Raw genomic sequence first — 24,705 nt, 5'->3', positions numbered from 1 at the left:
ATATATATATAACTTAGACCATGGCGCGCACATCGTTATTAAGCTTCTCAAAAGAAAAACAAAAGAGGGAGGGCTCTGCTTGGGTTTTCGAAAAGCGGGGCGCACCTCCCTTTATTATTTAGTTTACAAAAAAAATAGCAAAATAATCTCATTAATCTTTTTTTTAAATCATTATATATATAAAGAAATTGCAAGATAATTTTTAAATATTATATATATTATTAACATAAATAAATAACTAATTATAATTATTTTTTTTAAGTAAATAATATTTATTTATCTATTTTTAAAAAAAATATGTTAAAATATAATAAATTATTTATTTAAAATATTTTTTAAAAAAATATGTTAAAATATAATTGAAAGCATAAAGATAAGTATAAAAAAAATAAGATTATCATTATTTTTATGCCTTAAATAAAATATTTTATCAATAAAAATTAGAAAGAAAAAAATTGAAAAAAAAATAAATTTAAAAAAAATAAAAAAATAAATAAAAATTACTACTATTTATTTTTATTTAACATAATTTGTATATTATTAATTTTTTTTATCTTAAATTCAATAAATAAAACAGAAAAAAAAGAAATAAATGAAATAATTGATTTAAAAGAAAATGATTCAGAAAATTATAATGATTTACAAACTAAAATTGATAATTTAAATAAAAATTTAAGTCTAAAAGAACAAGAAAAAGAACAACAAATAACCAAATCAGAGCAAGATAAAAAAGATTTACAAACTAAAATTGATAATTTAAATCAAAATTTAAGTCTAAAAGAACAAGAAAAAGAACAACAAATAACCAAATCAGAGCAAGATAAAAAAGATTTACAAACTAAAATTGATAATTTAAATCAAAATTTAAGCCTAAAAGAACAAGAAAAAGAACAACAAATAAAAATTTTAGAACAAGATAAAAAAGATTTACAAACTAAAATAAATAATTTAAATATTGAAAAAGAACAACAAATAACTAATTCAGAACAAGATAAAAAAGATTTACAAGCTAAAATTGATAATTTAAATCAAAATTTAAGTCTAAAAGAACAAGAAAAAACCACACAAATAAAAATTTTAGAACAAGATAAAAAAGATTTACAAGCTAAAATAAATAATTTAAATATTGAAAAAGAACAACAAATAACCAAATCAGAACAAGATAAAAAAGATTTACAAGCTAAAATTGATAATTTAAATCAAGAATTACAAAACTTACAATTAAAAGCTACAGAAATGATAACCCAAACACAAACATATAATAACGAATTACAAACTAAAATAGATATTTTAACTCAAGAAAAAGAACAATTATTAAAAAATTTAAATGAAATACAAAAAAATTCTAGTAATAATGAATCATCACCTTACAATTTACAACAATCAATAGAAAACTTTGTAAAATCAACAACAAATCAGTTTTAATAATAAATTTAAAACTTACTAAAATAATTATTAATTATTATTCTTTATTTATGAAAAATAAAATATATTTTACTCAAAAAGAGAAAAAAGTTTAAAAAAGGGATTATAATAATAATGATAGTTTTAAAAAAACATATAATTTTATATAAAAAGTATCTATTATTTGTTTCTATCAATTTTAAAAATAATAATCATAGTATAAATATAAATAATTTTTAAAACTAACTTAAAATATATAAAAAATAATATAAATAAATTCATTATTATATTATTTTTTATCTAAATAATGGAAATTTTTAAAATAAAATAAAATTCTTAAACAAACTAATAAATTAAATGAGTTAGTAGTCAAATTGGGAAATAAATTTAACAACATAATAATCAAAAAAATAGAATATTTATTTTGTAAATTTAATTTTTCTTTAATAGTATCAAAATATAAATAATAACCATTAAAAGTTTTAGAAATAGTTTGAAAAACAATCATTAATAATAAAAATAAAAATATTTTATAACGTTTATCGAAATTATTAATATTTTTATTATTTGAAAAAGATAAAAATAAATAAGAAAAACAAGGAATAAAAAAATTTGTTAAAGAATTTAAAAATATCCACTGAAATTGAGAAAAATCACTTTTATAACCAAATGTCGCAAATAATTGATAAGAACCGGGTAAAATGTTAACAAAAAAACAAATCATAGAATAAATAATTATACCTAAAAAACTATATCTAAATTCTAAAATAATTACCATCAACATTAAAGGTATACCTGAAATTATAAAAAATTTAATATGAAAAAATGGTACCATAATGTTAGATAAAAATATGTGTTTTGAAAATATTTCTAAAACAAAAGATGAAGTTATTAAAAGAGAAACTATGATTATTTTACGTAAATTTATTAATTTCATTTTCAAAATAAATTTTATTATAACCCCCCAATATTTCTAATATATATATACATATATATATAAATAAAAATTAATTATTAATAACTCCAAATTCTTCATTCTTTTTATATAAAAATTCTTTCCCTTTTAAAGTTACAAATATATAATTACCTTTAAATCTAATATATTTTTTTTCAAATAAAAAATTAAGACATTTTTTATAAAAATTTAAAGACCACTTTAAATCTAAGGGAATTATTTCAGTATCGATTTTTTTTTGTTTTTTATTATGATTTTGAATATGCATTAATAAACTAATTGAAAAAAAAATCTTTTTTTGAAAACGATATTTAAATATTTTAGAAATAATTCCGTTGTTAGGTGCAAAAAAAAGCACTAATAAGAACAAAACTAAAGTAATGAAGGATGTTAAACCAGATAATGGTAAATCTGTTAAAATAGATAAACAATAACCAATATGAGCACTTAAAAAAGCTAATAATATTGATAATAAAACGCTATGAAATAAATTTTTAGCAAATAAAAGAGCAGTTGCAGCTGGTCCTATCATTAAAGCAATTACCAAAATAGAACCAACAGCATCAAAAGAAACTACCGTTGTTAAAGAAACCAAAGTAATTAAAGCATAATTAATTAAACCTACAGAAAAACCTAAAGAAGATGCCAAAGCTTTATCAAAACTTGCAATTTTTAATTCTTTATAAAAAACTAATACAAAAATAATATTTAAAAATAAAACTACTAAAATATTAAAAATCCTTGGTAAAGTTACTAAATTAGGGTCGCCTAGAAGTGCGGCATCAACATCCACATGCGCTTCTTTAATTCCAGTGATATTAAGGCCGATAATAATAACCGCAATAGAAAATAAAAAAGAAAAAGCAATTCCAATTGAAGCATCTTCATTAACTTTTTTATTACTACTCAATAACTCTGATAAATAAGCAGTCAAAAGGCCTGTCAATGTGGCTCCTATAATAAGTAACGGCGAAGATAAATCCTTTGTATATAAAACCGACCCAACAATTCCCAATAAAACACTATGACTAATTGCATCCACTAACATAGATTTTTTTTTCAAAATTAAAAAACTACCTAAAATAGAACAAGCAATAGAAGTGGAAACAATAGCAAAATAAGGATATATCAGTATTATATTAAACATATTTTTTTATATTCTCCCTTCTATTAATTCTTTGACTAATTTTTTTCCTTTAATACTAAAATGAATTTTGTTTTCTTTTAAAATTAAATAACCTTGCTCAAAAAATAAAGGATTAATTTTTTCAATATTTAAATTATTTAAATCATTTTTATTTGTATAAAAATGAATTAATTTTTTAAAAATAATAATCTTCTTTTTATAATGGTAATGTCTGTAATTGTTTTTAATAATACCATTTTGAGGAGCTAAAAGTAAAGATAAAAAAACAAAAATACTTAAAATTAAAGTAATAGCAGGTCCGGTTGGTATAGTGGATTCATTAATTTTAAAAGAACTAATTAAAACACCTAAAATACTGGCAATAATAGAACAAAAACCAGCAATTAAAAAATTTAAAGATAAGCGATTACTCCAATTTCTAGCAATTAATCCGGGAGCAATAATTAAAGAACTAATTAAAATTACTCCTACAATTTGTAAACCAATAATTACTACCAAAATAGTTAAAGAATTGATTATAAAATTCATTATTTTGGGTTTAATTCCTATTATTGTAGCATATTCTTCATTAAAAATAAATAATTTAAGTTCTTTCCAAAAAAGAGTAATAATAAAAAATACTACTATAAAAATAATTATAATTATTTTAAGTTGTTGATGTGATATTGAGGCTGCTTGACCTAAAAAAAACTTATCTAAACGAGAAATTTTAGTATCAGGAGCGTGAATTTGAGCATATGATAAAAGTACCTTACCTAAACCAAAAAAAGAAGATAAAAGTAAAGTTAAAATAGCGTCATATTTAATTTTTTTGGTATACTTTTTAATTATTTCGATCAAAAATAAAACTAAAAAAGAAGCAATAAAGGCACCTAAAAATAAATATTTATCATCAAATTCATTTGTAATTAAATAAACTATGACAATTCCAGGAATACAGGAATGCGATAAAGCATCACCAACTAAAGCTTGCTTTTTTAAAACTAAAAATACCCCTAAAAAACCAGCAGTTATAGCCAAACAAGAAGTTCCTAAAAGTATTTTTAATATATATATCCATCCATCATCTATAGAATTCATTTCATAAACCTACTTCAGTTACTTTTCTTTGAAATTTATTATCAGCATAAGTTTTTTTAATATTTTCTTCGTTAAAATTTTCAGCAATAGTTCCACTAGCTATTTTTTGTAAATTAATTAAAGTTACATGATCAAAATAAACAGGGACTGTATCTAAATCATGATGAACTACAATTAATGTTTTCCCTTGTTTTTGAAGAGACTTTAAAACTTCAATAATAGATTTTTCTGTTTTAATATCTACACCTTGAAAAGGTTCATCCATTAAATAAATATCACCTTCTTGTGCTAAAGCTCGAGCTAAAAATATTCTTTGCTGTTGACCACCTGAAAGTTCAGATATTTGACGATCTTTTAAAGTAGTCATTGAAACTTTTTCCAGACAATCTAAAGCAATGGCTTTATCTTTTTTACCAGGTCTTTGGAACCACCCTAAATGGCCATAACGCCCCATTAAAACAACATCTAAGACAGTTGTGGGAAAATTCCAATCTACCGAATTTCTTTGTGGAACATAAGAAATTTTTTTATAAACTTGTTTATAAGATTGACCGTTGAATAATATCTTTCCCGATATTTTAGGAATTATATTTAACATAGTTTTCAATAAAGTTGATTTTCCAGCACCATTTGGCCCTATAATAGCCATTAAAACACCTTGTGGTACTTCTAAATCAATATCCCATAAAACTGGTTTTGATTCATAAGCAACAGTTAAATCTTTAATATCAATGAAATTTTGTTTCATATTGATTAATTTTTCCTTTCTTATAAAAAAATATTATATTTTTACAATAAATTTTCATTTTTTGCTTAAATATTTGAAAATAATATTTATATTATGTTGAAATGTTTCTATGTAATCATTTTTATCATTTAAAGAATCTGAATATAAAAGATTTTCTTTATCGTCTGTAGTGGGATGGACTATTTTAACCCATTCTAATGATGATTCTTTGAGAGATTTAATAGTATTTTCAGGAACAGAACTTTCAGTAAAAATAGCTTTAACACTATTAGCTTTAATAATAGGAATCAATTCTAAAATCCGACCCGAGCTAACTTCATCTTGAGTAGAAATTCCTTGTATAGGTTCTAATTTAAATATTTTTTTATTTTCTGTTTGTATTTTTGATCCACCATCTTGTATTTTATTTAAAAAATCACATAAATAAGAAAAGGCATCATGAGCTGTAATTAAATAAACTTCTGATTGACCAAAATTTGTGTCAGTAATTTGTTGAATAATATCTTCTTTTAATTTTTTTAATTTTTCATAATAAATATTAAAATTACGATCTATTTGAACTTCAATTTTTGATTTATCTTGAGGTTTAATAATTTTTTTAATTTCTTTTTTTAAACCTTCGCAAACTATTTGCCATAAATCAACATTAAACCAAATATGCGGATCAGGATAGTCACTTTTACCACGTATTATGTCCTGATTATTGTTAGATGTTAAATATTCACCTGCTGAAAAAAACTCACATGCATGATTTTCACTTTGACATAAAGTTTGAAAAGCTTTTTGCATTTGCGCTTCTAAATGAAGACCATTAGTAACCATTAAATCAGCACTTATAATATGCCTTAAATCACTTGGTTTAGCTTGATAATTATGTGGATCAACTCCAGTTGTCATTAAAGTTTTAACCTCAAAATAATCATCATTTGTTTCATTTAATTTAATCCCTTGGGTTAACTGTTGAGATAAATTACCTAACATAGTAGTAGTAGCAACTATCTTTTTAGAAGATTTAAAATCATCAGCCTTCAAAATCTTTAAAAAAGTTAAAATACTTAAAAATACCAATAAAAAAGTACTTAATAATAAAATGCTAATGAAGTAAATTTTTTTTTTTTTTAATTCCATTTGATTATTACCAATTCCTCCTTTTTATATTTTATTTTTTATCAATTGAAAATAATGAAAAAAATTTAAAATAAATTTTTATTTTTATTAGGTTTTAATTTTAAAATTATCATATAATTTCAAATATTTTAAATTTTTATATTTAATTATTCTAAACTCATTTCAAATAATGACAATTAATATCAATAAAAAAATAAAAATTTGAAATAAAAATCATCAAAGTGTAATTAAATTTTAAATATAATGAAAAAAATAAATATTATCTAATATTATTATTATAACTGATATTTAATGTAACTAGTATTTAAAAAAATAATTAAAATATATTTTTTTTCGTAAAATTAAATTTTTTTAATTAAATAATTTCAAACACATTATATAACAATATTAATCAATATTTCAATGTTTAAATTTTTTATTTAATTTAATTTTTATATAAAAAATCGATACTTATTGAAGTTTTTTTATTTTTTAATGATGGAATTTTATTTTAAGATTACAAAAAATTAAAAAAACAATGGAGAATTAATTATTATATTAATTTCAATTTTTTTAAAAATAAAATAATTATTGATAACTGATATTTAAAAAATAAAGATCAATTAATAAATTTTATAATTGTATTTTTTTATTCTTTCAATAAGGATAGTTGAAAAAAAATAAAGCCAAATTTTCTAGATAATCAACCTATCACAAACATTTTTATTATTATCAAAAATGAAATATAAATAAAAAATTAATCAAAAACACGTCATTAAACAAAAATACAATACCCTTTTATAAGAGTATTAATTATTAAAGAAATTTATTTATTTTTTTACATATAAAAAAAATCAAATTTTATTTAAAAACTTAGATTTTTTTTATATGTAATTGAATTTTATACCATATTTTCTTAAATGATAAAATATTATAAAAGAGTGAGAAACTTCAAAAAATTGGTATATTTATAAAGATTTAAACTTTGTCATATAAAATTAACATTTCCAAAAATCTGATCTTAGATAATAAATTTTTTATGCTAATTTTCTTTCATAATTTTTATAATGATATTTATATATTTTTAATATATATATATATTTGGTAAACGTTTAAATATAATTTCTGTGCACCTTTTTTTCCTACATGAGGATGATATATTCCAGGATTTTTATAGCATAATCACAAATTTTTAAGTGTAAAACAAAATGTTCTAATAAATTGCCATAAAATAAATTATAAGATTTTTGATATTCGAAAAAAACTTTTTCAACATATTGGGAATTTCGATAAACTTCTCGCTTCGTATTCAAATATATGATGAATATCTAAACCTTCATGAGAACTTTTAATGATAGAATTATCTTCTTCAAAATCATGATCTAAAAAATAATCACCTTTCTACTTGGCCATATTTGTGTGGTAAAAAACACAGTTGGATCATATGCGGTGGACCAGAAAATGGAACCACTAAAAACACAAAAATAAAATAAAAAATCGTTTATTAAATTTAATTGAATAATCACTAAAAAAAATATTTTGTCAAATTTTTTATTAAAGAATTTTTTAAGTTTAAAAATTAGTGATAATAGGTTATTTAAAAAAAATGACTCTCATTTCGAGAGCCATCCAGAGAGGATCCATTTAAATATTTTTTTTATTAATATTTTTAATATTTTTTTGATTGATTTTGGTTTTGGATTTTTTTCTTTTAATTTTTCATAATACCTTATACTAATCGGAAAATAATTATGAGAATTAATCGTTTTATTAAAATCATTTTCTAAAAAACGGAAAACCCCTAATAATTGAAATAATTTTACATAGTAACACCAAAAACTGGCGTACAATTCACAAACATAATATATTATCAATATACAAAACATAATAACTAAAAAATAAATTAATATATGCATAATTTGATTATAAATCGAGGTTTTATATATAGAAGGATCACGAAGAAAAACTGGAATTAACCATATTATAATTGTAACTAAAACAGTCCAAAATTTTAATTGAGATAATTTTCTTAAAAAATAATTTTTTCCCCAAGGTAATTCTGTACCATATGTATCTAATTTATAAAATTTGTTCCCTCTCCCTTTGCTAGGAACATCTGGCAACGATTCATAAAAATCAATATTATTTAAGGTTTTGGCTTTATTAGGATCTTTATAAATAAATATTGTTCCTCGTATTATTTTAAAACAAATATAAGAATATACTCCTATTAGTATAAAGCATGAAATAAAAATAAAAATCCCAAATATTATTTTGTTTTTCATAAAATCAACATGACTGCTTTTTAATTCTAGTAAAGTAATAAACAACATCGAACTTAAAATTAAAAAAGCGATGATATCTTTAATTATTTGTTTGTATTGAATAATAATAACCTCCCTTCTTTATATATTTTTTATAATTCAAAAATATTTTTTTAAAATAAGAAACGGAAACCTTTAGTAAGAGTGTCATAAACACCGTAACCAATATCTTGAACTGTATTAACGGTTGCACCAACACCTTTAATGACTGAAACGGTGCCTCTACCAATATTATCTGCGAAATCTAAAGGATCTTTTACTTTTTTATAATTATCTTGATTAAAAAGGTTTTTACCTACCTCTTTAAAAACGTTAACTGGATAATTATTTGCTTTATTTATAGTTTTACTAAATTCAAAAAATCCTCTGGCTAAATCACGAGCTACTGGAACATCGTCCACGAAATCGGTCACATTCATTATAACATCTTCAAAATTGCTAATATATGAACTGGCAATTTCTAAAGCGGCAGGATTATTTTTTTCGAAAATATCAACTACTAAATCTGCTAATTTTTCACTTACAACCCCAGCAGCACCAGTAATTAAAAAATTACCGAAAGATAACTTATTAATAGTTTTTTTAGATACTTTTTCAGCAATCTTTTTCATAATTTTTTCAATAGTTATTTTTTTGTTTTTAATATTTTTAACACTTGGCACTTTATCTGACGCTTTATCTATTATAGCGGAAGCAAATTTTACTGCAAGATTACCTTTAGCATGTCTTGCTTTTGAAATATCATGATGTTGTAATACATTCACATCTTCTCTTATTTTCCAAAAACAATACATATGGGGTGAACCATTACCTAACCATCTTAAATCCACAAAATCATAATTGCGATCTCTTTTATTTCTAGTACCACCATCAAAATAAACAGCTAGAATGTCTTCTTCATCCTTAATAGACCAATAAATAGACCCTTCTTTTGTAGCATTATATGATGAAATATTGCTGACAGAACCATTAAAATTAGGATTAATATGGGTTTTAATCTAATTTAGAACTGTATTTTCATCAGCATCAGATTCTAACATGACGTGAATAATTTCTGTTTGTCTAATAGTTCTTTCGGAAAATTCATTCTCACGCAACCCAAAAATTTGATTATTAAAAACCAATAATAAAAAAATAGTGATTCATAAAATAATTTTTTGAAAAAAAAGCAAATTTATTTTTTAACATCATATAATGAATATAAAACCTCAAATTATTTTTTTATATTTCATAAAACTATGTAAATAATTAAAATAAAATTTAATAAATAATATAATTTAGATAGTAAATTCCTTCTTAATTGTTTGATAGTTTAAAATTATATGATATAATTCCAATTTAAAAGTTATCCATTTTTTGTGTTCATTTTTTGGTTCCTTGTTATCATTTGTGAGAGAAAAATAGAACCGTTAGAAGTACCAAAAGAAAAAATTATTTATTAAATTTAACTATATGATAAACAAAAAAAATATTTTGTCAAATTTTTTAAAAATAATTTAGTTTTAATAAAAATTTGAAAAAATATTTTTTTTTAGTTATTATTCAATTAAATTTAATAAACAATTTTTTTTATTTATTTTTGTGTTTTTTAGTAGTTCCATTTTTTTGGTCCACTGCAATATGTTAATAATAATATTGTCTCGATATCTGTTAATTTTTCATTATCTTGATATTTATTTAAAATTTTTTGAATATCTTCGAAATGTTTTTGTAAATTATACAATCTTTGATAAATAAATAAGATTAATAACATCAATTTTATCAAAGTTATTAATCTTATTTCCTCAAGTAATATCAAAAAATCAAAAATTATCTATTATTTAAAATATCCGTTAAATTTTTTTAAAGTTCCAAATATTATTTGCGTTCTCTAAATAGTCCTGCATAATACATTAATTCTAAAATACGAATAAAAATATAAATAAGGGTGATTTGAAAACCTAAAGCCACTTGCCATTCGTATTCTTTGGAAATATTCTGTTGAATAATTTGTTCGGCATATTTAAAATCCATCGCTAAACTCAAAGTACCGATTATAATAGCAAAAATAGAAACGAATGCACCTAAAAATGGGTTCATTTGCTTAATACTATAACCACTGTAAACCCTAGAAAAAAGGATTATTAAGTCGAATAGAACAATCATAAACATCGATATCATAATAAAAATAACAAACTTTTTAGTAACTTTAATAATATTATTGTAAAAAGCTAAATTCATTAATATAAAAAGAATTGAAACACTTAGAAGATCGATAGCTACCAACATTAAAACATTATCATAAACGATATTTAATAAACAAAATAAAACACCAAAAAACATGCCTTCAAAAATAGAATATGTCATCGCTACATATTTAACCATTTGAACAGGCAAAAACCTAGAACCTATAATTAATATAAAAGAAATGATTGGTAAAACAAACAAAATTAAAATAATAGAAACTTTACGATCATTTAACGCAGTTATTTTAGCAGGTTGCACAGTTAAACCACCATTAAAAAGAAAAAAAGTAATGATAGTTGTTGCAATAGTAACTAATAAAAGCGTGATAGTTTTTAAAGCAATACTTTTTCTCGAAACATTATTTTTAGATATGGAAATACTTTTTTTTGTATTAACACTATTTAAAACATCATTTAAAATTATGTTTTTATTCATTTTAAAACTCCTTTTAAAATTATTTTTTATGATTTATTAAGATTAAATTTTTTTTAATTTTTAAAATTATATTATTTGATTTTTTAGTTTATATTTATTTATAAAAATTATATATATTATACATAAAAAAATTAAATTTTAATTTAGATAATATTAATATAAGAATTATTTTTTTGATTTTGGCTAAAAAAATATAAATATATAAAATAAACAATATAATAAGATTATTTATTTAAAACAATATCTTTTTTAATCCTCCTATTTTTTATGTTTAATTTAATTATATTTTTGATGATACATCATTATATCTGATATCTAATCAATTTGTGTTGTTATTACTATTAAATCATTTTTATTGAAATAATAAAAAATATAATTATTACTATAATTATAACAATTTATTAATAAATTGTTAATTTGTTTGATTTAAATATTAAACAATATAATTGCTTTATTTTTAAAAAAATTAAAAATTAATATTTTTTTTAAATTTATTTATCACTATTGATAATTTTTTTAATAAATTTATATACAAATATTATAAAATTTAAAAATAAAATAATACCAATGAAAAATTTCACTAAAGTTAGTTTATCACTGAATAAATCTTGAAATTTTTTCAATACTTGATTCAATATCGTATCATTAGTAGTTTTATCTCTCATATTTTCAATGGGTTGTTCATTAAATGTTGAAGTATGTTGTTGATCATTTCCATAAATTAAATATTGAAGTTCATTAAATACCTCTCGACCATAATCATTAATCATTTTTTTTCTAAAATCATTTTCATTATTTATAGAAATATTATAAGGATATTTTTCTTTTATTATTTTTTGATTTTCCTGATTATTTCTTTGACTACTAACAATACTAACTGTTTTTAACGTTGAACCTTCCCATAAAACTTCACTTGGTTTTGTTAAATAATATAATTCTAATTCATTATTAGGTTGTTTAAATTTAATTATCAAAATTGGTTTTCTTATATTATCTCCTTTTAAAAAAACTTGCAGAAAAATACTAGTAGGTTTAAATTCATGAAATTTTTTCGTTTCCAAATATTTCAAAGGTTTAGAAAAAATTAACTCTTTATCATCTGTTAAATCAGTATATTTTAAATCGATTAATTTAAGTTCTTCTTGAGCTTTAATAAATTGATTAAAAACCAATATTAACGCTAAAAATATCAATAAAAAAAACTTAACAAATAATTTAACTCGGATCATTTAACATATCTTTTCCCTTTCTAAAACAAAAAAAATTTAATATTAATCATAGAAAAAAATATTTTAAAACTACTCAATAAAAACTTTTTTATAATGATTTATAAAACATTTAAATTAATTTATAAATAATTAATGTCAAAATCATAAAAATAGTCAGACCTAATAAAAATTTCACTAAAATTTGATAATCACCAAAAAAATCAGAAAACTTAAAATTAATTAAGTTTTGCTCGAATTTTCAATTTTATCTAAAATTGCGGTATCTTTAGAAACTACCATTGAATAAGCAGTTTTTAAATCTGATATTTGAATTTTATCGCGTAATTTTGGTTTTCTATAATTTTCTGAAATTTTAGGGTCAACAATTTTACGATTTTTAGCAAAAATATTGACAGCTGTTTTTAAAATATTTTCTAAAGTACGATTTGATTTTAAAAAACTATTTTCACCTTGATAATCATCTAAAGCCACATTAATTACTTTGAATAAATAATTTTTCGCTTCATCACTATAAGGATTTTTACGACGATTAATCATAAATTTTAAGAATTCCTCACGTTCTTTACGCTCAAATGGTTTTACTTCAATGTTATAAGTGAAACGTGATTTAATTGCTTCTTCTAATTGGTCAATATGATTTGTGGCCCCAATTACGAAAACTGGTTTATTAGGATTATTATCAATTGAAGTCATTTCAGTTTTAAAAGCATTCACAACATTAGCAACTTCAGCATTAGCTTCAAGATTGTTAATATTAACGAAAATGGTTTCACATTCATCTAAGAAAATGATGGCACCACCTTTTTGTTCAGCTAATTCACGAGCTTTATCAAATAAATCTTTTACCATTTGTGTAGCAATTCCGCGATATTTTTGGGAGAACATTGAACTTGGAACTTCGAAAAAAGGTAATTTAATTTCTTTAGCTACAGCTCTGGCTAAGGTAGTTTTACCTGTACCAGGACAACCATAGAGTAAAATTCCTAAAGGCGGCTCAACATCACCAATATTTTCATAATTAGTTTTATTACGCATATAATCAATAAAACCATCAACTGCCACTTTTTCTTCTTTAAAACCGATTAATTTATCAAATGGTAAAAATTTAGTGGTATCTGCGGGTTGAAATTGTAATCTATCTTCTTCATTTGATTCTTCTGGAGAATTGGGTGGATTACTTTTTACATTTTTTGAATTTGAATTAATTTTTTCACTGGAATTAGTTTCTAACTTTTCATTCGAATGGAAGCCGGAGTGTTCAGTATTTATTTTTGATAATTTTTCTTCTATCGAAACAATTCTCTGATCAAATTTTTTCGATTCCTTGGACATCATGGTCATATAAACCCAAATTATAATTAACAATAAAAATAAAACTAATAAAAATAATTTCATTACAATTAATTTTGAAGATTTTAAAACGGTTGGTGAATTTGATTTATTAAATTCTTTTTCAAATTCTAAATTATTTTTTTCAATTGACATTGATTTCAATTCCTTTTTTTACTAATTATTTATTTAACATTTTTATTATTTTGGATTATCTTTAGAATTTTTTAAAATCTAAAATTTTTTTAAAAATTAAATAATTTAACTTATTATTTCACCATTTTGGCAATTTTTTTTAATTTCAAAAATATTTATTGTTAGAAAGTTATTAATAATATGAATTTTTTTATTTTATGATTAATAATGATTTTATTTTTTTAATATTTAATTTTAAATATACAAATTATGTATATAATATTATTAAGATACTTAAATTTAAATAAAAAAAACATTAAAAGAAAGAATATTTTATGCATAATTTAAAATTAAATATTAAAACATTAATTATTTTAATTATTAATTTAGTTTTGATATTTTTAGTAAGTTGTAATATTATTAAAGCTCAATCAGATAGTAAGCATTTTTTAAATTTAGAAGAAAAACCAAATAAAGAATTATTAGAATCAAAAATATTATCCCAAAAAGAAAAAAAAAGTTTAACATTAAAAAGAGATATAAAACAAAATGAATATGAATTAAAAAAAGATCAAGGAAATAGATTTTTTATTTTACAAAAAAGACGAGAAGGTAATTTTTTTCATCGAACAATTTATTTTTTCAAAGGTTTATATGAATTTATGCGAGAGGATTGGAAAAGTAGTTTTTTCGGTATATCAACTATCGTAATTATTTTTTTAATCATCATATTTATTTTGAGTTAATTTTGATAATTTAATAAATGTTTATAAAAACGTTTGATTCTATATAATCAATAATTTTAAGTTCCAAGAATACATTAAATTTTATTCTGTTGAAAACATTCACATTAAAAAATCAAAATATTTATTTAATATTAGCTAGAAAAATGAGACCATTAAAAAACACCAAATCAAATAAAAAATTGTTGATTAAATTTCACTTCATAATAACTAAAAAAATTATTTTATTAAAACTAAATTAATTAATTTTTAAGAAAATTATTTTTTTTCAAAATTATTTAAATTTAATTTTGATGGGTAATTAAATCAGAAAAAAATTAAAAAATTTTTTAAAAAACTAAAATCTAATGCTAAATATCCTTAATTAACTTGAAAAATTTTTTTATATTAATCTCTTTTACCTCTACTATTATATATAATATATATAATAGTAATTTTTTTTTATTTACGATTAAATAGAGGGTATTTTTTGCAACTCTCACCTTTATTATTGATTAATTTTTACAATACCCAGTTTTGAAGTTTAAAAGTTGAGAGAATATGATAATTTCAATATTTTTGGAGGGGTAGAAAATGATTATCATGATGAATAAATTTAGTAATAATGATAATAATTTCTTTTTGAGATAAATGTTGATTAATTATTTTTCAATTACCTCCTAAAAAATTTCACCATGATGTTCATATTCTGTTTCGAAATAGTTTTAAGGAAATAACTAGGTAGAAAATTTTACTTTTTGATAACAAAAACTATATGGTTACTAAGATATAATAAATTAATATTTGATATTGGCAAAAATTAATATAATTATCTATTTAAAATAACTTCAATAGGTTTTTTTCGAGCGAAATTATAAATAGGATAAAAAATACTAATAAATACAATTAAAAAAGTACTTACAACAATATTTAAAAATGCAATGCCTAAATGTAAATAAAAAATAATGTTTTCTCTAAATGAAATCAAGTCATCCTTCATTTTACCGATGATTGATATTAATTCTGAGGGTAATTTTTGTATAATACTTACTTGTTCGCAGTTTTCTAACCTTACAACATAAAAATTAATCATTTTTTTTACTACATCTTCAATCAAAATATTTCTAAAAGGAATGAAATAAAAAAACAAAATCGCAAAAATAGATATTAAACTAGCAATAACAAAACCTTCACTAAAAAAAATCTTAAACACATCTCTACTTCTAGCGCCTAAAGCTCTTAAAATTCCAATTTCTTTTTTTTTAAATTGAATACTTTGTTTTACAAATCGACCAACAGTAAAAAAAACAGTTATAAAAACAATTAAATTTAAATATAACATATTTTTTGTGCCATTACTTATCGTTGTTTCAGCAAATTGCAAAAAAAATTGAATCGACTTATCTAAAAAATCTATTTTTTTTAATGATTCTTGTAAGGATAATTGTTGTGCATGAGTTTGTAGATTTTTTAATGATTTCACACCAAAAAACGCAGCATTCGTAAAAATTTGGCAATATAACATCAACGCAGATATTAATAAAAAAAATATTAAAGCAATTTTTTTTTCTTTAAAATAACTCATGCCCATTTTAAAAGCTAATTTAAGGGGTAAATAACTACCAATTTTAATCATTTCTCGATGTTCGTGGGTATTATCATTCGCCACTTGATTAGTCGCTATAAAAGAAGCTTTAAAGTCATTTTGGTTTTGGTTTTGCATTTGAAGCAAAATTTCTGGGGTAATTTTTTGTCCAATTTTGAAACTTTTCGGATTAAAACCCTGTTGAGGAGATGGAGAAACATTATTTTTTGATAAGTCTGATAACACTTTTCCATCTTGTAATTCAATAACCCTTTGACCATAACGATAAGCACTTTCCGCATCATGACTAACAATAATCACTAACTTATCCGCAGATAATTTTTTAAAAATTTCTAAAACCTGTTTGCCTGTTTTAGAATCTAGATTGCCGGTGGGTTCATCGGCTAAAATAATGGAAGGATTTTTAATAATAGAACGCGCAATAGCGATTCTTTGTTTTTGACCGCCAGAAAGTTGATTAACTTTTCTCAATTCAAAACCATCTAAATCAAAATCTTTTAATAATTTCTTAATCATAACTGGATCAGCTTTTTTACCTTGTAAATGTAAAGGTAAAGCTAAATTTTGCATAACATTCAGATCTTCAATTAAATTAAAATCTTGAAAAACAAAACCGACACTACCATTACGATAATTATCAAAATCACTTTGTTTAAAATTAACAGTTGAATTGCCATTGATTAATATATCGCCATGATCAAAAAAATCTAAACCACCTAATAAATTTAATAAAGTAGTTTTACCCGAACCAGATTTACCTAACATAAAAATTAATCCTTTATCAGGTAAATTTAAAGATATTTTTTTTAACACATTAACCGGCATTTGAGATTTATTAGCAAAATTTTTAGTTAAATTGACTATTTGAATCATAAAAAATATTTTCTCTTACTTTCTTTTGACATTTGATTGATGTTTATATATATAGAAATAATATCTATATTTTTCATCAAAATATATAATTTGCATTCTGAAAAAGCTTTTAAATCCGTTAATTTTTAAATTCTAGTAATACAATTAAATTCTAATAAACACCATTAAAAAATAAATAACAAACATTAAATTATTATTCTTCATTGCATATTAACTTATTAACCAATTAGAATTTTTTTTGAATCAAAATTTCTTATTTATTTAAAATATTTTCATATTTAAAAATGATGGACAATAATCAAAAATTAAAACTCAATAAAATAAACAGTTTTTAAAAGTTTACAAGAAAGAAATAACATTGAACACCGAAGTTTTCTAAAACCTTAGACTTTTTTTAAAAATAATAAAATTTATTTTTAATAAATAAAAATATAATTTAAAAAATTCACTATTTATTTTAAAAATAAATAGTGCATTTTATCATTATTTTTTGTTTTGTTGTGATAATAAAAATTCTTTTTGTTCAAAATTTTTTATATCTTCATATAATCTTTCTTTTTCATTTTCTAGTTGAATAATTGAATATTTATTTTTTTGGAATATTATATTCCCATTATAAACAACTTCCCAACAATAAATATAGAACAAACTAAATAAAGGATATGTTTCTTCATGATTTGGTAAATCAATAATATTATTAAATATTATACATATAATAGAAATAGTTGCGATTATAGATGTAAAAATTATTTGTATTTTTCCTAATGCGAATAAAGATCTTTCTTTTTTTGGATTATTTTTTGATATATCATAATTTTCTACTTTAAAATTAATATTTTTTTGAATTTTATTTTGTAAATTATTTATTTCTTGTAAAAAATTTTTTTTTATGGAAATTTGTAATTCAATATCGCGTTTAAAAGCAAAAACTTTAAAAAAAGGATAAACACTAAACCATGCTAGACCTAAAGTCAAAACACTTATAACAGTAACGAAAACTAATTGTACTGTACTTAATTTACTTTTATCCAAATTTATATTAATAGTTTGAATTTGATTCATTATTACTCCCTGAAATATTGTATTTTTTTAGACTTTTAAAAAAAATAAAATAACTACTTAGATTTTTTTTTATTTTTTAAAACATTGATTTTTTAAAATATTTTTAAAAAATCTTTATGTTGCAACGAAGTGTTACATTTTTTTATTGAAAATTATTTATTTAACGGAATAATAATTTGGTATTTAATGTTTTATAAAAAATATAATTTCTAATAAACTTCTTAATAACAATAATTAATTTATTAAAATTAATTTAAAAATAGCCATTATCATTATTTTTTGATAAAAACCATCTTAACCCCTATAAGAAAAATATCGATTTTTAATAAAAGCTAATACATAATTATAAAAGTAAAATAAAATTGTTAAAATGATAGACATTAATAAAACTAAAAAATAACCTTGTCCACCTTCACTTGTAATATTAAAAATACCTTTGTTCATAGGATCAATAAATGAATAAGGATATTTAGTATTTTTGTTAAATAAACCTTGAAATAAAAAAAAGTAAAAATAAACTAAAGGTTGAATTAAGCTAATATAAACTTTTTTCATATCTATCGGTGGAATATTTTTAAAAAAATAAAAAATAGTATATAAAATAGGAATTATAGTGTGATGATAATGATAATAAGTTTCTAAGGAAAAACTGAAATCTTTAAGTTCTGTTGGACAAACAATAGTATGATTAATAATTGCAGTAAATAAAATAGATGTTAAAGTAATAAAAGCTAAACAAGAAAATTTAGGATTTTTTCTAAACGAAGTAAAAAATAAAGTCATTGTAATTAAAACTAAAATATTACTTTGATTAGTATAATAATAAATTAAATCCAACCATGTCTTAGAACCTTTAATAGATGATTTTTGATAAATATTTTTTAATTGTATAGTAAAAATAATATAAACTATTAAAATTAAACCCATTGCAAATAATATTTTAAAAACATTATCCGCGCGATGTTTAAATAATTTTTTAAATTGATTTTTCATATTCATTAAATTTCTTTCTTTATTTTTTTTAAAATTAACTTTAAATATAAAAATTATGAAATTAAATTTTTCTATCCAAATATTAAATAATTAAAAATATTAATCTTTAATTAAATAAATATTTATCTTCTAAATATTTTAAAAAAGTATATGGATTAACTTCTTTTTCACCTGTCAATTGAAATAACATTTCTTCACTAGAATAAAGAGAACCAAAATTTCTAAAGTTTTGATTTAAATATTGATTTAAATTACTAAATTCTCCTTGAATGAAATCATTTTTAATGTTAGGATAAATAGTTTTAATTTTTTCCATAACCATCGCGGCTATAATCATACCGTTAGCATAACTTGGAAAATAACCAAAACAACCTGCTGACCAATGAACATCTTGTAAACAACCTTCAGTAAAATTTTTGGGTGAAATACCTAAATAATCTTGCATTTTTTGATTCCAAACGGTTGGTAGTTCATCTAAAGATAATCGATCATTAATTAATAATTCTTCAATTTCAAAACGTAAAATAATATGCAAACAATAAGTAACTTCATCAGAATAAATCCGAATGAAATCAGGTTTAACTTGATTAGCGGCTAAATATAAATTTTCCGTTTTAAATAAATCATCATTTAAATTAAATTTTTGACTTAATAAATTAGTTAAATAATTTAAAAATTCTTTCGATTTACCAACTTGTTTTTCCATTAATAACGATTGACTTTCGTGAAATTGAAAACCTCGAGCATTACCAACAGGCTGATTTTTATATTTTTCAGGTAAATTTTGTTCATACAAAGCATGACCTGTTTCATGTACGGTAGCATAAAAACTATTCAAAAAATTGTCTGCAGAATAATGAGTAGTTAAACGAACATCATGAGGAGTACCACCGCAAAAAGGATGAGCGGATTCATCTAAGCGACCCTTATTAGTATCGAAACCTAAAGTTTGCATAATTTGATAATTAATTTTTTTTTGTTGTTTAATTGGTAAAGAAATTTGTTGATATAAATGTTTTTTTAATTGTTGTTTTTTTAAAATTTCTTTAATTAAAGGAGGTAATTTTTCTTTTAAAACCGCAAAGGTTTTTTTGATACTTTGGACTGTCGTTCCAGTATCATAAAGATCAATTAAAGCATCATATAATGATAAACCCAAAGCTTTAGCACGAACTTGAGCAATTTCCTTAGTATATTTAATAACTTCTGATAAATAAGGTTTAAATAATTCATAATCATTATTAACTTTAGCTTTACGCCAAATTAAATCAGCTTGATTAGTGGCTAAAATCAATTTATTTTGTAATTCTTCAGAAATAATTTCTTTATTTTTAATTGTTAAAGCTATTTCTTTTAAATTAACTTGTTGCCATTGATCTAAATCTTTAATTTCTTTTTGAGCTTCTAAAAGCCAATTTTTATTTTCTTTCGAAATCAATAATTTACGAATAATATTATTTAAAGTAATAATTTCTTTAGTTCGACTATTTTCTGAACCATTTTTCATATTACAAGCAATATCCCAACTTAATAAATTTAAAATATTACCTAAATGCCCAATTTCTTCAAATCTTTGTTCTAATTTATGATAATAAAAATTCATTTTTTTCTCCTGAAATTAAATTTTAATTTACATTTTTTTTAAATAAAAAAAATTAACCTAAAAAATAAAATCATGATTATTAAATCAAAAAAATAATCATTATTATAAATATTATATATTTTTTTATAAAATTTCAACTATAACAAATAAAAAAATAAAAAAAACTACTTTTTTAGAAATTATTAATAATAAATAAGAAAAATAAATAAAAAAACTACTTTTTTAGAAATTATTAATAATAAATAAGAAAAATAAATAAAAAAATAAGAACTAAATGTTTAAATTTTTTTTAATTATTTGAAAGAAATTTAAACATTTATATTCTTATTTTCGTACTAAAAATATTTTTTTTAATTTTAAAATATTATATTATTGTCTATTTTTATTTTTAAAAATTTTAAAAGCGATAAAACCTATAGTAACCACAAAAACAATAGTTATAACATATATCCACCAAGAAATTCCTTGGTCTTGAGTTGTTGCTGTTGTTTGGTCTTGAGTTGTTGTTTTTTGTTCTTGGTTAGTTTTTGTTTTAGTTTCTGTAACTTCCAACGGAATTACTTTTGTATTACTAAAATTTAGTCCTGTACGATTTCCGTCTATATCTATTGTTTTACCTGATAAAATTAAATCTTGTTTTGTTTCAGAAAATTTTATTTCCAAATCTTTTGATTCTAATAATATCATAGGATTGTGTGTTTTAATAAAATCAACAATAAGTTTATATTTGTTAGGATCTGAGTTGTTTGAGTTTTTCATTGTGTTAAATTGTTCTTCTGTTAATGTAATTTTTGTTGTTGATGACGGTAAAAAAATGTCATTAAGATTATTACTAAATGTTAATTGTAATTCATTTTGAACAAAATCACTTTGATTTTCAGTTTTTACTTTTAATTTAAATGTTTTTAATCTATAATTCCAGTCTCCTATCTCTACTTTACCTGATAATGCTGCCGGTATATTATTAGTAATAACTGATGAAAATTGGTCATTTTTAACTGTTTGTTGGTCTGTTGAAACATCCCATGCTTCAAATCTTACAGGTCCCACAGTTAAAGAATTATGATTTTTGTTTTCAATTAATTTTTTTAAATCTGTTTTTTGTAATGATTGTTGATTTTCGCCTGATGTATTTTGATTTTGTCTATCGTCCCTGTTGTTATTTTTTGATTGGGATGATTTTGTTGAATCTTCATCAACTACTTTAACTTTCAATGTAGTCATTTTACTATTAATCAATTTATAACTTTTATTTTCTGGTGTACCAGTGTTTTTACCTTTTAATATAACGTTTTTTGTTGATGAATCAAAATCTACATCAAAATCACTCGCTAATAATTCTGTAAAAGGATTTAATTCTTTAATATTTTGAAAAATAAATTCGTATTTTGCTGATTTTTTAATACTTTTATTGTTTATTTCTTCATATTTTTTTGTGTCTATTTCGAAATTGTCTAACAATTTAAGTCTTTCAAGATCATTATCAAATGATAATTCTACTAGATCATTGTTTGCAGACAAAATTGTTGTTTTCTTGCCTGTATTTAATAATTTTATTTTAACTTTTTTATTTGTGTCGTCAAATGTAATTCCATAATCGTCTTTTGTTATTGCAAGTAATTTATCTTGATTGTCTTTTGTTGGTAATATTTTTGTTATCAAATATGTTTTAATTTTTTCTTTTTGTGCTTCAGTTGTTAGTGTTGCGTTTGCGTCTGTTGTCTCTTTTTTTATAGGACCAATATATAAACTATTGTTATTTTTTGCTTTAATAAATGTTTCTGCATCTTGTAATGCGGGCGAAACATTTAAATCAATAGTTTTTTCTCCTCTAAAATTTAAAAATTCACTTTTATCGTCTGCTTTTCCTTGAGTTTTACCTGATAATTTAACTTGTTTCACACCATTGTTATTAACAGTAATTATTGTAAAATTTTTAAATTCTTGGTCATCTAATTTTGTAAAAGGATTTAATTTATTTATATCCTGAATAATTGTTTTAACTATTTCTTTATATTTGTTATTGTGTGTTTGATTTGCTTTTCTTTTTTGTGATTCTGTTGATTCTAAATCTTCAAGTAGACCTTTTTCCAATATTTCAAAGTCTGCAAATGCTAATACAGTTTTTTTGTCTGTTGATGTTGTTGGAACTCTAAGTTTAGTAAGATCATTAGAAAAGGTAAATGCTGTTTTTGCATCGTCTCCTTCTAAGAATAAAGTTTTTTTGTCTTCTTTCACTTTTGCAACAATTTTTAAATCTTTAATTGTTCCATCAGTTACTTTTAAAACACCTGCTGCATCACCTTCAGCGATTTCTACTGAAAGGTCATAATTGTCTTTTATACCATCTATTTGGTCAAATTCTGTTTTTAATAATGATTTTATTGCATCTATTTGGTCTGATTTTATTGTATATGTGTTTGGTGTTGATTTACCATCAAATACCTTATGTTCTATAGGGCTAATTTTTATTGCTCGAGCATCAACTAATGCTTTAAAATCTTTTTTTTCAGCACTTATTGGAACACTAACAATAAATGCCAAAAACATTAAACATATCGCAAAAAAATAAAATAATATATTTAAATTTTTTTTATTTTTAAAATTCGATGTAAACATAAAACTTTTTTTTACTCCTTTATATTTCTTAATAATATTATTATTAATAAAAAAAATTTAAATATATTATTTATTAACAAAATAACAAATAAAAAAATAAACATACTAATTTTTTTATTATATTCTTTAAGTATAATTATAAAAAATAAAAATTCAAGTAAAATGCAAAAAAATAAATTGATCTTATTTTTTTAATATCTGTTCCCAATCCATCGATCAATTATTAATTTTAAAAATTTTTCATCAAAAATCTGAAAAATAGTTAATTATACTAAATTTCATCTAAAAGAACAGCTAATTTATAAAAATTAATCCAACTAAAAAAATTACCAATTAATAAAGGTAGTGCCAAAATGAAATAATAAATTTTTAAAAACATTGCATTCAAAATTAAATTATGATTAATAAAAAAAATAATAAACAAAAATAAAAAAGGTAATACCAAAAAAGTTAAAAAATACATTTTAATAACGAAAAAATGTCTTTTTTGAAATTCTGAAAAATGAATATCATGCTCTTCTTGACGAATAATTTTGGAGATTACTTTTTTTTCTAAATAATCTAAAAAAATAAAAATTTTTAATCTATTATAAACATATAATACCCAAGAAACTATCAATATTAAAAAAATTAAAAATATGATCAATAAAATAGAACCTAAAATAATAATACGATCTATATTGAGAGTATCAGTCGTCATCATCTGCAAAATAAATTTATTTAATGCCAATTCTTCAGTAGGAGCATAAAAACAAATTTTAATTATCAAAATAAATCCTAGTAAAAATAAACCCCAACTAATCAAATATCTTTTAAAAAAGAGACGTTTAGAATCTAAAAACATATATTTTTTTTTTAATTCATCACATCTGTGATTAACAATTACATCATTTAAAGTCCAAGTTAATAAAAAAAATAATTTTAAATAAAAATGAAAAACATTAAATGATGGATCAAAAAACTTCAGACCTATCAATATCAAACTCATTAAAGTCAAAAATAAATTAATAAAAAAGATTTTTTTAAATTTATTTAAAATCAAATTTTATACCTCCAAATTCATCAAATATATTTTTATTTTCCCAATGAAAATAATTAAAGATAAAAA

General features: G+C 21.0%; 18 protein-coding genes. 2 read left to right on the top strand and 16 right to left on the bottom strand.

What is annotated here, in order from left to right; genetic code table 11:
- Positions 1 to 1,236: 1,236 nt before the first annotated feature.
- Entirely contained in the window at positions 1,237 to 1,425 is a 189-nt protein-coding gene (locus ATP_RS02720; RefSeq protein WP_012504159.1) for a hypothetical protein, read from the top strand.
- 268 nt (positions 1,426 to 1,693) lie between these two features.
- Here the strand turns inward: ATP_RS02720 and ATP_RS02715 are convergent, their stop codons facing one another.
- The 10 genes from ATP_RS02715 to ATP_RS02665 form a co-directional block, all read right to left on the bottom strand.
- Entirely contained in the window at positions 1,694 to 2,341 is a 648-nt protein-coding gene (locus tag ATP_RS02715) for a hypothetical protein (protein ID WP_041186045.1), read from the bottom strand.
- A gap of 70 nt (positions 2,342 to 2,411) precedes the next feature.
- Positions 2,412 to 3,506, bottom strand: coding sequence for a metal ABC transporter permease (locus tag ATP_RS02710; RefSeq protein WP_012504161.1), 1,095 nt, complete (start codon positions 3,504 to 3,506; stop codon positions 2,412 to 2,414).
- Between the two features lie 6 nt (positions 3,507 to 3,512).
- Positions 3,513 to 4,586 (bottom strand): metal ABC transporter permease, encoded by a 1,074-nt coding sequence (locus ATP_RS02705; RefSeq protein ID WP_012504162.1) that lies wholly within the window; start codon positions 4,584 to 4,586, stop codon positions 3,513 to 3,515.
- A gap of 1 nt (position 4,587) precedes the next feature.
- On the bottom strand, positions 4,588 to 5,334 hold the full coding sequence (locus tag ATP_RS02700) for a metal ABC transporter ATP-binding protein (RefSeq protein WP_012504163.1): 747 nt from the start codon (positions 5,332 to 5,334) through the stop codon (positions 4,588 to 4,590).
- Between the two features lie 54 nt (positions 5,335 to 5,388).
- Positions 5,389 to 6,462, bottom strand: coding sequence for a metal ABC transporter substrate-binding protein (locus ATP_RS02695; protein ID WP_012504164.1), 1,074 nt, complete (start codon positions 6,460 to 6,462; stop codon positions 5,389 to 5,391).
- A 1,592-nt stretch (positions 6,463 to 8,054) separates the two neighbouring features.
- Positions 8,055 to 8,774: a hypothetical protein gene (locus ATP_RS02820; RefSeq protein WP_012504165.1), complete on the bottom strand. Its 720-nt coding sequence runs from the start codon at positions 8,772 to 8,774 to the stop codon at positions 8,055 to 8,057.
- A gap of 104 nt (positions 8,775 to 8,878) precedes the next feature.
- Positions 8,879 to 9,595 carry a hypothetical protein gene (locus ATP_RS02815; protein ID WP_012504166.1) on the bottom strand — a complete coding sequence of 239 codons (717 nt, stop codon included), beginning with the start codon at positions 9,593 to 9,595 and terminating at the stop codon, positions 8,879 to 8,881.
- A gap of 1,027 nt (positions 9,596 to 10,622) precedes the next feature.
- Positions 10,623 to 11,426: a Bax inhibitor-1/YccA family membrane protein gene (locus tag ATP_RS02675; protein ID WP_012504167.1), complete on the bottom strand. Its 804-nt coding sequence runs from the start codon at positions 11,424 to 11,426 to the stop codon at positions 10,623 to 10,625.
- A gap of 491 nt (positions 11,427 to 11,917) precedes the next feature.
- Entirely contained in the window at positions 11,918 to 12,655 is a 738-nt protein-coding gene (locus ATP_RS02670) for a hypothetical protein (RefSeq protein WP_012504168.1), read from the bottom strand.
- A 219-nt stretch (positions 12,656 to 12,874) separates the two neighbouring features.
- On the bottom strand, positions 12,875 to 14,140 hold the full coding sequence (locus ATP_RS02665; RefSeq protein ID WP_231834336.1) for an AAA family ATPase: 1,266 nt from the start codon (positions 14,138 to 14,140) through the stop codon (positions 12,875 to 12,877).
- A 314-nt stretch (positions 14,141 to 14,454) separates the two neighbouring features.
- Between ATP_RS02665 and ATP_RS02660 the strand changes: the two genes are divergently transcribed.
- Positions 14,455 to 14,865, top strand: coding sequence for a hypothetical protein (locus tag ATP_RS02660; RefSeq protein ID WP_012504170.1), 411 nt, complete (start codon positions 14,455 to 14,457; stop codon positions 14,863 to 14,865).
- 805 nt (positions 14,866 to 15,670) lie between these two features.
- Here the strand turns inward: ATP_RS02660 and ATP_RS02655 are convergent.
- From ATP_RS02655 to ATP_RS02630, 6 genes are all read right to left on the bottom strand, one after another.
- A complete protein-coding gene (locus tag ATP_RS02655; RefSeq protein WP_012504171.1) occupies positions 15,671 to 17,320 on the bottom strand; it encodes an ABC transporter ATP-binding protein/permease in 1,650 nt (549 codons plus the stop codon).
- 483 nt (positions 17,321 to 17,803) lie between these two features.
- Positions 17,804 to 18,382 carry a hypothetical protein gene (locus ATP_RS02650; protein WP_012504172.1) on the bottom strand — a complete coding sequence of 193 codons (579 nt, stop codon included), beginning with the start codon at positions 18,380 to 18,382 and terminating at the stop codon, positions 17,804 to 17,806.
- A 294-nt stretch (positions 18,383 to 18,676) separates the two neighbouring features.
- Complete coding sequence (locus ATP_RS02645) at positions 18,677 to 19,375, bottom strand: hypothetical protein (RefSeq protein WP_049821837.1); 699 nt, start codon at positions 19,373 to 19,375, stop codon at positions 18,677 to 18,679.
- 106 nt (positions 19,376 to 19,481) lie between these two features.
- Positions 19,482 to 20,978 (bottom strand): carboxypeptidase M32, encoded by a 1,497-nt coding sequence (locus tag ATP_RS02640; RefSeq protein ID WP_012504174.1) that lies wholly within the window; start codon positions 20,976 to 20,978, stop codon positions 19,482 to 19,484.
- A 369-nt stretch (positions 20,979 to 21,347) separates the two neighbouring features.
- Entirely contained in the window at positions 21,348 to 23,597 is a 2,250-nt protein-coding gene (locus ATP_RS02635; protein WP_012504175.1) for a hypothetical protein, read from the bottom strand.
- Positions 23,598 to 23,868: 271 nt separating this feature from the next.
- Positions 23,869 to 24,639: a hypothetical protein gene (locus tag ATP_RS02630; RefSeq protein ID WP_012504176.1), complete on the bottom strand. Its 771-nt coding sequence runs from the start codon at positions 24,637 to 24,639 to the stop codon at positions 23,869 to 23,871.
- Between the last annotated feature and the right edge of the window lie 66 nt (positions 24,640 to 24,705).

This window comes from Candidatus Phytoplasma mali (assembly GCF_000026205.1).
Classification (GTDB): Bacteria; Bacillota_I; Bacilli_A; order Acholeplasmatales; family Acholeplasmataceae; genus Phytoplasma; species Phytoplasma mali.
Note: the sequence above shows the minus strand (reverse complement) of the source record. Positions and strands in the feature narration are given on the sequence as shown.

Bases quoted from the DNA above. Each gene is read 5' to 3' on its own strand.
- ATP_RS02720 (WP_012504159.1), top strand. From the start codon at position 1,237: ATGATAACCCAAACACAAACATATAATAACGAATTACAAACTAAAATA.
- ATP_RS02715 (WP_041186045.1), bottom strand. From the start codon at position 2,341: ATGAAATTAATAAATTTACGTAAAATAATCATAGTTTCTCTTTTAATA.
- ATP_RS02710 (WP_012504161.1), bottom strand. From the start codon at position 3,506: ATGTTTAATATAATACTGATATATCCTTATTTTGCTATTGTTTCCACT.
- ATP_RS02705 (WP_012504162.1), bottom strand. From the start codon at position 4,586: ATGAATTCTATAGATGATGGATGGATATATATATTAAAAATACTTTTA.
- ATP_RS02700 (WP_012504163.1), bottom strand. From the start codon at position 5,334: ATGAAACAAAATTTCATTGATATTAAAGATTTAACTGTTGCTTATGAA.
- ATP_RS02695 (WP_012504164.1), bottom strand. From the start codon at position 6,462: ATGGAATTAAAAAAAAAAAAAATTTACTTCATTAGCATTTTATTATTA.
- ATP_RS02820 (WP_012504165.1), bottom strand. From the start codon at position 8,774: ATGTTGTTTATTACTTTACTAGAATTAAAAAGCAGTCATGTTGATTTT.
- ATP_RS02675 (WP_012504167.1), bottom strand. From the start codon at position 11,426: ATGAATAAAAACATAATTTTAAATGATGTTTTAAATAGTGTTAATACA.
- ATP_RS02670 (WP_012504168.1), bottom strand. From the start codon at position 12,655: ATGATCCGAGTTAAATTATTTGTTAAGTTTTTTTTATTGATATTTTTA.
- ATP_RS02665 (WP_231834336.1), bottom strand. From the start codon at position 14,140: ATGTCAATTGAAAAAAATAATTTAGAATTTGAAAAAGAATTTAATAAA.
- ATP_RS02660 (WP_012504170.1), top strand. From the start codon at position 14,455: ATGCATAATTTAAAATTAAATATTAAAACATTAATTATTTTAATTATT.
- ATP_RS02655 (WP_012504171.1), bottom strand. From the start codon at position 17,320: ATGATTCAAATAGTCAATTTAACTAAAAATTTTGCTAATAAATCTCAA.
- ATP_RS02650 (WP_012504172.1), bottom strand. From the start codon at position 18,382: ATGAATCAAATTCAAACTATTAATATAAATTTGGATAAAAGTAAATTA.
- ATP_RS02645 (WP_049821837.1), bottom strand. From the start codon at position 19,375: ATGAAAAATCAATTTAAAAAATTATTTAAACATCGCGCGGATAATGTT.
- ATP_RS02640 (WP_012504174.1), bottom strand. From the start codon at position 20,978: ATGAATTTTTATTATCATAAATTAGAACAAAGATTTGAAGAAATTGGG.
- ATP_RS02635 (WP_012504175.1), bottom strand. From the start codon at position 23,597: ATGTTTACATCGAATTTTAAAAATAAAAAAAATTTAAATATATTATTT.